Genomic DNA, 13,269 nt, shown 5'->3' with positions numbered 1-13,269 from the left:
AAGTACAGTGACAAACGCGCGTTGTCTGCTTTGGTCGCTGCCGACCCTGCTTTTTGCCGCATCGGCAAATGCATCAACATCCATGCCTTTAAATATGACCCGGGGCGTTACGGAAATTAGTCAGCAGGTTTATCAACTGCATATGACAATTTTCTGGATTTGTTGCGTTATCGGTGCAGTGGTGTTTGGGATCATGTTCTGGTCCATCATTCGCCACCGCAAAGCGCGGGGAGTGCAGCCGGCTCAGTTTCACGAAAGCACTAAGGTTGAAATTCTGTGGACCGCCATTCCGGTGGTGATTCTGATTGGTATGGCAATACCTGCCACCAAAACCTTAATCGCGATGGAAGATACCTCGGCTGCAGATGTCACCGTATTAGTGACGGGCTCGCAGTGGAAGTGGCATTACAAATATCTTGATCATGAGATCGAATATTTCTCCCTGTTGGCTACCCCACGTGAGCAAATTGCTAACAAGCTGGCCAAAGGCGAGAACTATCTGCTGGAAGTTGACCGGCCGCTGGTGATCCCAACCGGTAAAAAAGTTCGCTTTCTGATGACCTCTGACGACGTGATTCACTCCTGGTGGGTGCCTGCCTTCGCCGTAAAAAAAGACGCTAACCCCGGCTTTATTAATGAAGCCTGGACCCGGGTTGATGAGCCTGGCATTTATCGTGGTCAGTGTGCAGAGCTCTGCGGTAAAGATCACGGCTTTATGCCAGTGGTGGTGATTGCGAAAGAGCCTGCGGACTACCAGGTTTGGGTGGCACAGGAAGAGGCCCGGATTGCCGCAGCAAAGGCAGCAGAGCGTGAATTACTGGCAATGAGTATGGATATGGCAGAACTGATGACTACCGGTGAACGGGTGTATCAGGGTTGGTGTGTCGCCTGTCATCAGGCCAGTGGTAACGGTTTACCCGGCATCTTCCCGGCGATCCGTGGCAGTCAGCTGGTGCTGAATGACCGGCGCGCCCATATCGATATTATCGTCAATGGTAAACCCGGTACGGCGATGCAGGCCTTTGGCCGGCAGCTCAGCCTGAAAGAACTGGCCGCGGTCATTACCTATACCCGCAATGCCTTTGATAATAATACCGGTGACGCCGTGCAGGCTGCGGATGTATACGCTGTGCAGCAGGGTAAGGGAGAGTAAGCGATGTCAGCTATTACACATGAACACGAGCATGACCATGATCATGACCATAAGCCAACCGGGATAAAACGCTGGCTGTTTACTACTAACCATAAAGATATCGGTACCATGTATCTGGTGTTTGCTTTAGTGATGTTCTTTATCGGTGGCAGCATGGCGATGGTGATCCGGTTGGAACTGTTCCAACCCGGCATGCAGTTTGTTGAGCCGCAATTTTTTAATCAGATGACCACAGTACATGGTCTGATTATGGTGTTTGGGGCGGTGATGCCAGCCTTTACCGGCTTGGCGAACTGGATGATCCCGATGATGATTGGCGCCCCGGATATGGCGTTGCCCCGAATGAATAACTGGAGCTTCTGGATCCTGCCGTTTGCGTTTCTGATCCTGCTGCTGAGTTTGTTTATGCCGGGTGGTGGTCCGGATTTCGGCTGGACCTTCTATGCCCCGCTATCCACTACCTACAGTAATGACAGCACGGCGCTCTTCGTGTTTTCGGTACACATTATGGGGATTTCCTCAATTATGGGTGCCATCAACGTGATCGTCACCATCTGGAATATGCGGGCGCCCGGGATGACCTGGATGAAGATGCCGCTGTTCGTCTGGACCTGGTTTATCACCGCTTTCTTGCTGATTATGGTGATGCCGGTACTGGCGGGCGCTGTTACTATGGTATTGACGGATAAGTATTTTGGCACCAGCTTCTTTGATGCGGCCGGTGGCGGCGATCCGGTATTGTTCCAGCATATTTTCTGGTTCTTCGGTCACCCGGAAGTTTACATTATGATCTTGCCGGCATTTGGTATTGTGTCGGCTATCATACCGACCTTTGCCCGCAAGCCGTTGTTTGGTTATGCCTCTATGGTTTATGCCACCGCCAGTATCGCAGTCTTATCGTTCCTGGTTTGGGCGCACCATATGTTTACCACCGGTATGCCGGTATTTGCCACGCTGTTCTTTATGTATTGCACCATGCTTATTGCCGTGCCGACCGGCGTGAAGGTGTTTAACTGGGTCGCAACCATGTGGCGTGGTGCCATGACCTTTGAAGTCCCGATGATGTTTGCACTGGCCTTTATCGTACTCTTCACCATCGGTGGTTTTTCCGGTTTGATGCTGGCTATTACGCCGGCGGACTTCCAGTATCACGATACCTACTTTGTAGTGGCGCATTTCCACTATGTACTGGTATCCGGCGCGGTGTTCTCCATTATTGCCGCTGCCTACTACTGGCTACCGAAATGGACCGGCTATATGTACGACGAAAGATTAGGTCAGCTGCATTTCTGGTGTTCGCTAATCTCGGTCAATCTGTTGTTTTTCCCAATGCACTTCGTTGGCCTGGCGGGTATGCCACGGCGGATCCCTGACTATGCGCTGCAATTTGCCGACTTCAATGCCTTTATCAGCGTGGGTGGCTTCCTGTTTGGCTTATCGCAGCTGATTTTTGTCTGGGTGATCGTCAAATGCGCCCGCGGCGGCGAAAAAGCGACCGCACAGGTATGGGAAGGCGCTGAAGGACTGGAATGGCAGGTGCCGTCGCCGGCTCCTTACCATACCTTTGATACACCGCCGGAAGTGAAATAGGAGGCCCTATGCAGCTGCATCGGACTTTGGTAAGCAAACTGCTATTGGTAACGGTACTGATGTTTGGTTTTGGCTTTGCGCTGGTGCCACTTTACGACGTGTTCTGTGAAGTCACTGGCATCAATGGCAAAACCTCAAATGTACCGGCTACGGTACTGGCAGATGGCATTGATACCAGCCGTGAAGTGACCATTGAGTTTCTGGCCAGACCGAATAAAGACATGCCATGGATTTTTAAGCCGGAGATCCGCCGTTTGACGGTACATCCGGGTGAGGTGCATGTGATGAATTATCTGGCCGAAAATCCAACCGGCCGGATGATTGTCGGTCAGGCGGTGCCCTCAGTTTCGCCCGGACAGGCCGCTTTGTATCTGCATAAAATCGAATGTTTCTGCTTTACCCAACAACAACTGGCAGCCGGCAATAAGATGCTGATGCCAGTTCAGTTTTACGTTGATCCGGCTCTGCCTGCGCAGTTCAGCACTATTACGCTGAATTACACCCTGTACGATGTGACAGCTAACTGGCAGGGCAGTGCCGCTACTGAAAATCTTGGGGAATAAGATGAGTAAAACGTACGAAAAATATTATGTCCCGGCGCAAAGCCCCTGGCCGATCGTCGGTGCCGTGGCGTTGTTTTGTATCGCTTTTGGCGCCGGTCACTATGTTATTGATATGAGTAAACAACAAAGTGGCTTTGGTGGCTGGTTATTGTTACTGGGCTTAGCCATTCTGGTCTTTATGCTGGTTGGCTGGTTCCGCAATGTGATTGATGAGTCCATGTCTGGCTTGTATAGCAGCCAGATGGACCGTTCGTTCCGGCAGGGCATGAGCTGGTTTATTGTGTCGGAAGTGATGTTCTTTATGGCCTTCTTCGGTGCCTTGTTTTATGGCCGGGTCATTGCGATGGAATGGCTGGGAGGAGCAAGCAATAATGCCATGACCTTTGCCATCCTGTGGCCAGATTTTCAGCCGGTATGGCCACTGGTAAAAACACCGGGTGGTATAGAAACTCAGGCCATGCCAGCCTGGGGTTTGCCGGCGATTAATACGGCTATCCTGCTGATTTCCTCGGTCACACTGCACTTTGCCCATACCGGTCTGGAGCAGAATAAACGGGGTCAGCTAAAGGGCATGCTGTTTGTTACCCTGTTGCTGGGGGTGATCTTCTTATGCCTGCAGGGCTACGAATATGTGCACGCCTATCGCGATCTGGGCTTGCGGCTTGATTCCGGCTTCTATGGCAATACCTTTTACCTGTTAACCGGTTTCCACGGCCTACATGTGACGCTGGGCGCCCTGATCCTGTTCTTTGTGTTTCTGCGGGTGCTGAAAGGACACTTTACGCCAGAAAAACACTTCGCGTTTCAGGCCGGAGCCTGGTACTGGCACTTTGTTGATGTGGTTTGGGTGTGCCTGTTCTTCTTTGTTTATGTGTTGTAACGCGGCCTAGTAAGGCCGCGGGTTTGGTGTGATCAGGCCGGTGGCAATCGCCAGCAGGATCAGGCCCAGGGCGATGGCAGAATACAGGACCCGGCGGCCAAGAAAGTGCGACATTGGCAGAGTACTCTCCTGCTGTCGCGCCATTGCCACCCCGGCTCTGGCCAGATTAAACACGATAAAGATTAACAGTGCGCCGATAATGATTTTAATAAGCATAGCTACTCCGGAGTCTGACTGATGCAGTTTAAGTTGTTCGGTCAATTATTTACGGTTAACCGGGTCTGGTTATTAATTACTCTGACCGCTTTTGCCATTTTGATCAAGTTATCACATTGGCAATGGCAACGGGCAGCCGAAAAAACCGTGCAGTTACAGCAGATCGCCGCAGTGCAGCAGCAGGGACCAGTGAGCGGCCGGCAGCTGCTGGCGGGTTCTGCAACTGAACTGGATGGTGCTTTGCTTAGCGACACCGGCTATTGGGTTCCACCCTACATCTGGTTGCTGGATAATCAAATTCTGCACGGCAAGGTTGGCTACGATGTGATTATTCCGGTGCAATTTGCGGATAGCAGTACGCTGGTGCTGGTGAATCTGGGCTGGCTCGCTGCCGGCCACAACCGGCAATTGCTGCCCGAGCCGCAGATCCCGGCAGAAATCGCGATAGCGGCCCTGGTACGCAGCCGGCCGTCTAATGCACTATTGCTGGGGCAGAATCTGGAAGGCGACAGCTATCCGATGCGCATGCAGCAAATCGACTATGCCCTGCTGCAACAACAATTACCCTGGTCACTGTATCCGGCGGTGTTGTATCAGCAGCAGGCATCTGACTTTATCCCCCATTATCAGCCGGTGGTGATGCCGCCGGAAAAACACCGTGGTTATGCCTTGCAATGGTTTGGTCTGGCGATCGCGGTGCTGGCCGTCGGACTGGCGACCAGTTGGCAACGAGAGAAAAACTATGAACAAGAATAAATTTCTGCTGTTGTTTATCCTGTGCTGTGCCCTGCCACTGTTGCTGGCGAAGCTGGTGCTGGAATTAGGTTGGTTCAACCCGGGCAGCTCCAGTCGTGGTGACTGGTTAAGCCAGGAGGTTTACCTGTTGCCTGACGCCGGTAAGGTGCCCAAGCACTGGCGTATCGTGGTCGTCGCTGAGCAATGTGCTACTCCCTGCCAGCAAGCGCTGCATACCGTCAAGCAGTTATATATTGGTTTGGGCCGCAAGCAAAACCAGGTGCAGCCGGTGCTGCTTGGGCAGGCCAGTCTGACCGATTATCCGATGTTTACCCAGGCCGAGACCCCGGCCGCCCTGAGTGCCGACTTACAGCAACATATTGTGTTGGTTGATCAACGTGGTCTGGCGTTGCTGAAGTATCCGTTACCGGCCCAGGCCGAGCAGATGGCCGCCACGGCGAAAGCGATTCGTGCCGATTTAATGAAGTTAATGAACTACGACAGGACCAGCGTATGAGCCTACAAAAAAAATTAATCACGCTGACGTTAGTCTGGACCATGCTGGTGATTATTCTGGGGGCCTACACCCGCTTAACCGATGCCGGCCTCGGTTGTCCGGACTGGCCCGGTTGTTATGGCTTTTTAAAGGTGCCGCACAAACCAGAGAAAATGCAACTGGCGGCAGAACGCTTCCCGGAGCGGCCGTTGGAACATGCCAAAGCCTGGAATGAAATGATCCACCGCTATCTGGCCGGTACGCTTGGCCTGTTGATCGCAGCACTGGCAGTAATGCACTGGCGGCGGCAACAAACGGAGCGCAGTTTACCGGCCGCCCTGCTGCTGATTGTGATCTTTCAGGCTACGCTCGGCGCCTGGACGGTGACGATGGGCCTGTTGCCGATAGTGGTGCTGGCGCATCTGATGTTTGGTTTTACGCTCTTCAGTTTGTTGGCCGTTTACTGGTTAAAGCAGCAGCCGGCCTGGCGTAGTCGGGATACCGGGCTCAGGCCATTATTACCGCTGGCGCTGTTAAGTTTAGTGGTGGTCTGTTTGCAGATCGCGCTGGGTGGCTGGACCGCAGCGAATTACGCCGCGCTGGCCTGCATCGAACTGCCGTTCTGTGAAGCCGGTTGGAGTAGCCGGCTGGCCTTTGCGGAAGCCTTCGATTTGCACCTAGGCCATGATGACTACGAATACGGCGTGATGTCGCAGGATGCGCGTGCCACTATTCATGTTTTACATCGCTTGGGTGCTGTAGTCACCACCCTTATTGTCGCGACCTTTGCCTGGCGCCTGTATCGTCAGGCCAGTGAAGTATTGATGCGCAGGTTTGCGCTGGCCCTGGCTGCGGTATTGGCCGTGCAGTTGACGCTGGGCTTACTGAATATTGTCTTGCACTTACCACTGCTAAATGCCGTGGCGCATAATTTTGTCGGAGCGAATTTACTGATGTTGTCAGTGCTGATTTGCTACCAGATCGCATACCCCAAACCGCAGGAGGCTTAAGATGGCAACGGCAATTATTAGTGGCTCAAGTAGCCGGCGCTGGCGCGACTATCTGGAGTTGACTAAACCCAAGGTGGTAGCGCTGCTGGTGTTGACCGCCTGGGTTGGAATGGTGCTGGCTAGCAATAGCCTGGCGCCCTGGTGGCTGCTGTTAAGTGCGACTCTGGGCATAGGTTTGTTATCGGCGGCGGCGGCGGCACTGAATCATGTTGTGGATCAACGTATTGACGCCAAAATGGCGCGTACTCACAGCCGACCGGTTGCCCGCGGACGGATCAGCAGCAAGCAGGCGATCGTCTTTGCCTGTAGCCTGGCGGCTGCCGGCTTTGCCCTGCTTTATCTGGCGGTGAACCCGCTCACAGCCTGGCTGACGCTGTTAAGTTTGTTTGGTTATGCCGTGGTGTACACCATGTTTCTCAAGCGGGCAACACCGCAGAATATCGTGATCGGTGGCTTAGCCGGCGCTATGCCGCCGTTGCTGGGCTGGACGGCGGTAACCGGCGAGGTGCATGGCTATGCGCTGCTATTGGTGATGATTATCTTTACCTGGACGCCGCCGCATTTTTGGGCCCTGGCGATTCACCGCCGCGATGACTATGCCCGGGTGAATATGCCGATGTTGCCGGTAACACACGGTATCGACTTTACCAAGAGCGCTATCCTGCTTTATACCCTGTTGTTATGTCTGGTGTGCTTGCTGCCCTACATTGTCGGGATGACCGGTGCCATCTATCTGGTTGGCAGTACCTTGCTGAATCTGCGCTTTTTACAGTATGCGTGGAAGTTGAAGTTTGCTGCCGGCTCTGACACCGCGATGGCGACTTTTAAGTTCTCGATCGTGCATTTAATGGTACTCTTCCTGTTATTGTTAGTAGACCATTACTTTAAGGTGTTAGCGCTTTATGTTTCGTAATCTGACTTACTTACTGCTGGCGATTGCTGCCGTGGTGGCCGGTAGCCTCAGTTATAAGCTATGGCAGCAGCCGGCTGAACCGAAATCCGCACTGGTGTATCCGCAGGCGCGCAATCTGCAGGAGTTTCAGTTAGTCGATCAGCATGGTCAGCCTGCCGGTCGTGAGCAGCTGTATCAGCAATGGACGCTGGCTTTTGTCGGCTATACCTATTGCCCGGATATCTGTCCTTTGACGTTGGCCAAGCTGGCCGGGGTGCAGCCGGAATTGGCTGCTATGGTGAAGGAGCCGCTGAAAGTCTGGTTTATTTCGGTTGATCCGCAGCGCGACAGCGTGGAGCAGCTCAATAATTATGTAAACTACTTTCAGCAACCGGCAGTGCTGGGGCTGACCGCCGGCCATGATCAGCTGTTTCCCTTTGTGCGGCAGCTGGGCCTGATGTATGCACTGAACAGCAATGCAGAGGGGAATTATCTGGTCGACCACAGCGCTTCAGTGGTGCTGATTAATCCGCAGGGGCAGCTGGTAGCGATGTTTAAACCTGAAATGGCAATTGGCCAGGTGCCGGTCATTGATACCGAACAGCTACTGGCCGATTTTCCGTTGGTGCTGGCAAAGTTGGGTTATTAATTTAGCCACGGCTGCGAGTACCAGTAAAAATAGCCTTTTTTACTCAGCGACGGCGCGGTGCAGTTGTAGCGGCTGCGCCCGCGATTTACTGGCTTACTGGCCCTGACTTCAAAGGTATTGTCATCTAACCAGGTTGGCTCCAGGACCTCAGAGCCGGCAAAGCAGCGCAGCTGCTGTTTACGGAAATCTTCAATCTTCAGTTGCAGGCGTAAGGTTGGCGGATTGCTACTAATCACCTGGTCGGCAGACAGATAGCCGGTGATTGGAAAGGCCAAAGTTCGTAACTTTTGCCCCAGATCTTTCAAATCCGCATACTGACCGGCCGCAGGATAACGGGGGATGCGGGTGAGTTTGGTCAGCGGCCCGATGGCACCGGATTGTTGACCAATGCCGATAAAGCCCAGTTCCGTTACCAGTTGTTCCAGCGGGGCGCTAAATTCACCATAGGGGTAGGCCAGCCACTGATGACTCTGACCGGTTTCTTCCTTGATCCGCCGCTCGGCATCCAGAATAGTCTGGCGCATCCGTTTTAACCAGTCGGCTTCAGATTCGCCCTTTTCCGGTCTGGCCATATGCTCATGCCACATGGCGTGGTTGGCAACCAGAACGCCATCGTCTGACATTTGTTTAATTTGTTGCCAGCTCATTACCGGACCGGTGCGTTTATCAATATCTCCCGGGCTGATAAAGATGGTGTAGGGATAGCCGAATTCCTGCAGGATCGGGTGCGCAGTGGTGTAATTATTTTCATAGCTATCATCAAAGGTGATCACTACCGCGTTATCAGCAATGGGCTTGCCGCTTTTTAGCTGGTCTATCAGTACGTCGAGGCCGATGACCTGAAAATTATTATCACGCAGATACTGCAGATGGCCGCGAAATTCAGCGGGGGTGACAGAGCTGACTCTGGGGGTATCCTCGGCAACATGGTGATAGATCAACATCACAGCCGCAGAGGCGGGCAAACTCAGGCTTAATAAACAGCAAAACAGCAAAGCGCGCATAACAGCACTCCAAACACCACTCCAAAAAAACCGAAGACGGCCAGAAAGGCGGCTGTCGGCTGCGCCCAAAGGCCGCCGACCAGTCCGAGAGCATGTTATAGCATAAAAAGCGCTGGCTTTTTAGTAGTAAGAGTGCTCGCCACGTTGATGCTCAGTGATATCTTTCACACCGGCCAGCTCACCACTAAAGCGATTTAACAGCTCTTTTTCAATCCCTTCTTTTAGGGTCAGGTCAACCTGGGAGCAACCATTACAACCGCCGCCAAACTGCAGTACTGCAACACCTGACTCGGTAATTTCCATCACGCTGACCCGGCCACCATGGTTAGCCAGTTGCGGGTTGATCTCGCTGTCAATCACATATTGCACCCGCTCCATCAACGGGGCATTGTCACTCACCTTGCGTACTTTGGCATTCGGCGCTTTTAGGGTCAGCTGTGAACCCATCTGATCGGTGACAAAATCGATTTCAGCGTCCACTAAAAACGGCTTACTTTCTTCATCAACGATGGCATCAAAGCCGTTAAAAGGTAAGCGGATATCGGTGTCTTCTACCGCATCAGCCGGGCAGTAAGATACGCCACATTCCGCCTGGGCCGTGCCCGGATTGACCACGAACACCCGGATATGGGTGCCGGCCGCTTGTTTCTCCAGCAATTTGGCAAAGTGTGCCTGAGCCTGTTCTGAAATCGTAATCATCGTAGTACCTGACTAAATTACTAGGTTATGTTGCTATCATACTCTTCCTACCTGTCTGATGCCAGCCCTGCTTGAGTTTTGTGGCGGTTTCTGGCTAACTTAGCCGCGAGTCTGGGGAGACAATAATGAAAAAAATGTTAGGCATCATCCTGCTCTGCAGTATCTGGCAGGTGCAGGCAAGTTATTTTGACGAGCCGGTGGCGACTGAGGTACCGGCACCCGAGCAGGTGCTCGGATTTCCGGTGGGCGAATGGCATGCCAGGCATGACCAGATCCAGCGTTATTTCGAGGTGCTCGCTGCCCAGTCACCGCGGGCCGAGCTGGAAGTGATTGGCAGCAGTCATGAGCAAAGGCCATTACTGCAGCTGGTGGTGTCGGCGCCGGAAAATCTGGCGCGGTTAGAACAAATCCGCAGCCAGCATCTGGCACAGGTGCGGGGCAGCCGGGCGGTAAGTGATGACAGCCCGGTGATTATCTGGTTGGGTTACGGCGTGCACGGTAATGAACCCAGTGCCGCTAATGCAGCGCTGGTACTGGCACACTATCTGGCCGCCAGTAACAGCCCGGAAGTACAGCAGTGGCTGCGTCAGGCGGTGATCCTGATCCAGCCGAGTATGAATCCGGACGGACACGATCGCTTTGCGTTGTGGGCCAATATGCACCGCGGCAAAACACCGGTGGCCGATCCGCAACATCGTGAACATATTGAGCCCTGGCCGAATGGTCGGCCCAATCATTACTGGTTTGATTTAAACCGTGACTGGTTGCTGCTGCAACATCCGGAAAGTCAGGCGCGGATCGCGCAGTTTCATAAATGGCAGCCGAATGTGGTCGGCGACTTCCATGAAATGGGCACTAACTCGAGCTATTTCTTTCAGCCAGGGATCCCCAGCCGTAACTATCCGCTGACCCCGGAGCGCAATTTTGAATTGACCCGGATCCTGGCCGGCTTTCATGCTCAGGCCTTTGACCAGCGCGGCCAGCTATATTATACCGAAGAAAGTTTTGATGATTTCTATGTCGGCAAAGGCTCTACCTATCCGGATGTTACCGGCAGTGTTGGTATCTTGTTCGAGCAGGCCAGCAGCCGCGGTCATGCCCAGGAGTCGATCAATGGCCTGCTAACCTTTGCCGCAACGATCAAAAACCAGTTTGATGCGTCGCTGTCTACTATCCGTGGTAGTGTCGCTAACCGGCAGGCGTTACTCAGTTATCAACAAGAATTCTTTCAATCTGCGGCGCAACAGGCGCGCGCCGAGCGGACTAAGGGCTATATTCTGACTGAGAGCCAGGATCGCAGCCGGTTGGAGGCGCTGTTACAACTGCTGAGTCAGCATCAGATTGCGGTCTATCCGCTAACGGCCGACTGGCAATACGAACAAAGCACTTTCCGCGCCGGTCAGAGTTACTATGTGCCGCTGCAGCAAACACAATACCGGCTGTTAAAAGCGGCCTTTAGCACGGAAAAAAGCTTTAATGACAACACCTTCTATGATGTTTCGGCCTGGACCTTACCCTATGCCTATAATATCGATTTTGTGGCGGTGAACCGTGAACCCGGTCGCGCGGCAGCAGAGCAGCCGTGGCAGGCACAGCCCAGAGCCCGCAGTCAGACGATGCAGGCCGGTGGTTATGCCTATGTGCTGGGCTGGCAGGATCAATTATCACCGGTGATGCTGCAGGCGATGTTGGAAGAAGGGCTGATTGTCAGAGCGGCGCTGGGTGATTTTACCGGCAGTACACCGCAGGGTTCGCGTAGTTTCCGCGCTGGCGCTATGGTGGTCGCTGCCGGTTTACAGCAACATGCTGACTGGTTCTTCCGTTTGCAGCGACTGCAGGAGCGCTTTAACTTGCCTGTTCATACCCTGACCACCGGTTTAACCAGCCGCGGCAGTGATCTGGGTAGCCATAATTTTACACCGGTGCGTTTGCCTCAGGTATTGGTGCTGGCGGGTCCTGGTGTGAACTCGACTGAAGCCGGCGAACTCTGGTACAACCTGGAGCGGTTAGCCGGCATCTCTCCCAGCATGGCAGAGCCGGATCGTTTGTCCCGGCTTAACTTGAGCCGCTACACCCATATTTTATTACCAGATGGCGATTACCGCAGCTGGAAAGAGAGTGAAATAACCAAGTTACGGCAGTGGGTACAGCAAGGTGGTGTGTTGTGGGGGCAGAAGCGCGGTGCAGCCTGGTTGGTGGATGCCAAGCTGTTGCAAGCCGGAGTCTGGACAGTACAGGACATGAACCAACTGATCCCACAACATGATTTACGCTACGCCGATCGCGAAAAACTGGGCGGTCAGCAACGGATCGCCGGTGCCATTTTCAGTGCTGAGCTGGATCTGAGCCACCCGCTGACCTTTGGCATACCGCGGCGCGACTTACCGTTGTTTAAAAACAGCACCTTGTTGTTACAGCCCAGCCAGGCGCCCTTTGTCAATGTCGCAACTTATAGTGCCCAGCCGCACCTGGCTGGCTATGCTGCTGCCGAGTTTATTCCCCGTATTGCGCAGGGCGCGGCCTTAGTGGCGCATAATCTCGGGCAGGGCCGGGTGATTGGCATGAGCGATAACCCGGTATTTCGCGGTTACTTTAAAGGCTCCAGTCGCTTGCTGATTAATGCGCTGTATTTAAGCCATGGCTTTAATGCCAGCGTTCAGGCTGAGGAGTGAGCCGAGGCTGGCGTTACCGCCAGCGTCCACAGACTAAGTTCTGTCACCCCGGCGGCTCGCAGCAGCTGTGCTAACTGATTGGCGGTGCTGCCGGTGGTGACGACATCATCGATCAGTGCCAGTTTTGGTGGTAGTTGCGTATCAATTAAGCGAAATGCCTGCCGCAGGTTAGCTAAACGTTGCTGGCGGTTCAGGCCCTGCTGCGGCGCCGTGGTGCGACAGCGCTGCAGGCAGTGTAGCAGCGGGATGCCCAGGCTTTTGGCGGCGCTTTCGGCAAGAACTCTGGCCTGGTTAAAGCCTCGTTGCCGCTCGCGAGCTGGCGCCATCGGCACATAAACCAGTGCCTGTGGTAACGGCTGGCTTTGTTGATATCGCTGCAACAACGCGCAAAATTCCTGCTGCAGTAAAGCGCCGGCATACGGATCCTGTTGATACTTCCAACGGCTGATCCAGTGTTGATAGGGCTGTTGATACCAGCCTAAACTGAGCAGGCGGTCAAACTGGCACTGCGGCAGCCCTTGTTGCACAGCAGGTAAGAACAACAGGTTAAAATGACACAGCTGATACGGAAACTGCGGCAGCGCGCTGCGGCAAGCCTGACACAGCATAAAATGATGATGGATTACCGGCAGGCTGCACCATAAACAAGGTGAGGGCAACAGCCGTTGCCAGCCAGCACGCAGCAGGTTGAGCAGATCCATTTTATTACC

14 protein-coding genes are annotated in these 13,269 nt (G+C 53.7%); 10 read left to right on the top strand and 4 right to left on the bottom strand.

The window, feature by feature from the left end:
* Positions 1–82 precede the first annotated feature (82 nt).
* From coxB to A9165_RS03140, 4 genes are read left to right on the top strand one after another with little or no spacing between them, the layout of a single operon-like run.
* Positions 83–1,153 (top strand): cytochrome c oxidase subunit II, encoded by a 1,071-nt coding sequence (coxB, locus tag A9165_RS03155; protein WP_008609695.1) that lies wholly within the window; start codon positions 83–85, stop codon positions 1,151–1,153.
* Positions 1,154–1,156: 3 nt separating this feature from the next.
* A complete protein-coding gene (gene ctaD, locus A9165_RS03150; RefSeq protein ID WP_065954872.1) occupies positions 1,157–2,743 on the top strand; it encodes a cytochrome c oxidase subunit I in 1,587 nt (528 codons plus the stop codon).
* 8 nt (positions 2,744–2,751) lie between these two features.
* Complete coding sequence (locus A9165_RS03145) at positions 2,752–3,306, top strand: cytochrome c oxidase assembly protein (RefSeq protein ID WP_008609693.1); 555 nt, start codon at positions 2,752–2,754, stop codon at positions 3,304–3,306.
* Position 3,307: 1 nt separating this feature from the next.
* Positions 3,308–4,186 (top strand): cytochrome c oxidase subunit 3, encoded by an 879-nt coding sequence (locus A9165_RS03140; protein WP_008609692.1) that lies wholly within the window; start codon positions 3,308–3,310, stop codon positions 4,184–4,186.
* 6 nt (positions 4,187–4,192) lie between these two features.
* Here the strand turns inward: A9165_RS03140 and A9165_RS03135 are convergent, their stop codons facing one another.
* Positions 4,193–4,402 carry a DUF2909 domain-containing protein gene (locus tag A9165_RS03135; RefSeq protein ID WP_008609691.1) on the bottom strand — a complete coding sequence of 70 codons (210 nt, stop codon included), beginning with the start codon at positions 4,400–4,402 and terminating at the stop codon, positions 4,193–4,195.
* A gap of 21 nt (positions 4,403–4,423) precedes the next feature.
* Between A9165_RS03135 and A9165_RS03130 the strand changes: the two genes are divergently transcribed.
* The 5 genes from A9165_RS03130 to A9165_RS03110 are packed head-to-tail and all read left to right on the top strand — an operon-like array spanning position 4,424 to position 8,184.
* Positions 4,424–5,158, top strand: coding sequence for an SURF1 family protein (locus A9165_RS03130; RefSeq protein ID WP_008609690.1), 735 nt, complete (start codon positions 4,424–4,426; stop codon positions 5,156–5,158).
* Positions 5,145–5,654 (top strand): hypothetical protein, encoded by a 510-nt coding sequence (locus tag A9165_RS03125; protein ID WP_065954871.1) that lies wholly within the window; start codon positions 5,145–5,147, stop codon positions 5,652–5,654. The genes A9165_RS03130 and A9165_RS03125 overlap by 14 nt, the downstream gene beginning before the upstream one ends.
* The gene (locus tag A9165_RS03120; RefSeq protein WP_008609688.1) at positions 5,651–6,643 is read left to right on the top strand and encodes a heme A synthase; all 993 of its coding nucleotides are present in this window, start codon (positions 5,651–5,653) and stop codon (positions 6,641–6,643) included. The genes A9165_RS03125 and A9165_RS03120 overlap by 4 nt, the downstream gene beginning before the upstream one ends.
* A 1-nt stretch (position 6,644) precedes the next feature.
* Positions 6,645–7,556: a heme o synthase gene (gene cyoE / locus A9165_RS03115; RefSeq protein ID WP_008609687.1), complete on the top strand. Its 912-nt coding sequence runs from the start codon at positions 6,645–6,647 to the stop codon at positions 7,554–7,556.
* Positions 7,546–8,184, top strand: a complete 639-nt coding sequence (locus A9165_RS03110; RefSeq protein WP_065954870.1) for an SCO family protein — start codon at positions 7,546–7,548, stop codon at positions 8,182–8,184. The genes cyoE and A9165_RS03110 overlap by 11 nt, the downstream gene beginning before the upstream one ends.
* On the opposite strand, the gene A9165_RS03105 is transcribed toward A9165_RS03110, so the two are convergent.
* Both A9165_RS03105 and nfuA read right to left on the bottom strand, forming a co-directional pair.
* Positions 8,181–9,188 carry a polysaccharide deacetylase family protein gene (locus A9165_RS03105; protein ID WP_008609685.1) on the bottom strand — a complete coding sequence of 336 codons (1,008 nt, stop codon included), beginning with the start codon at positions 9,186–9,188 and terminating at the stop codon, positions 8,181–8,183. The two genes, A9165_RS03110 and A9165_RS03105, sit on opposite strands and share 4 nt — an antisense overlap.
* A 120-nt stretch (positions 9,189–9,308) precedes the next feature.
* Positions 9,309–9,887: a Fe-S biogenesis protein NfuA gene (gene nfuA, locus A9165_RS03100; RefSeq protein ID WP_008609684.1), complete on the bottom strand. Its 579-nt coding sequence runs from the start codon at positions 9,885–9,887 to the stop codon at positions 9,309–9,311.
* Positions 9,888–10,012: 125 nt separating this feature from the next.
* Between nfuA and A9165_RS03095 the strand changes: the two genes are divergently transcribed.
* Entirely contained in the window at positions 10,013–12,559 is a 2,547-nt protein-coding gene (locus tag A9165_RS03095) for a M14 family zinc carboxypeptidase (RefSeq protein ID WP_065954869.1), read from the top strand.
* Here A9165_RS03095 and A9165_RS03090 read toward each other — a convergent pair.
* Positions 12,544–13,260 carry a ComF family protein gene (locus tag A9165_RS03090; protein ID WP_008609682.1) on the bottom strand — a complete coding sequence of 239 codons (717 nt, stop codon included), beginning with the start codon at positions 13,258–13,260 and terminating at the stop codon, positions 12,544–12,546. The genes A9165_RS03095 and A9165_RS03090 overlap by 16 nt on opposite strands.
* Positions 13,261–13,269 lie beyond the last annotated feature (9 nt).

It is taken from the genome of Alishewanella sp. HH-ZS (genome assembly GCF_001704375.1).
Classification (GTDB): domain Bacteria; phylum Pseudomonadota; class Gammaproteobacteria; order Enterobacterales; family Alteromonadaceae; genus Alishewanella; species Alishewanella aestuarii.
This window is presented reverse-complemented; position numbering and strand designations above follow the sequence as displayed.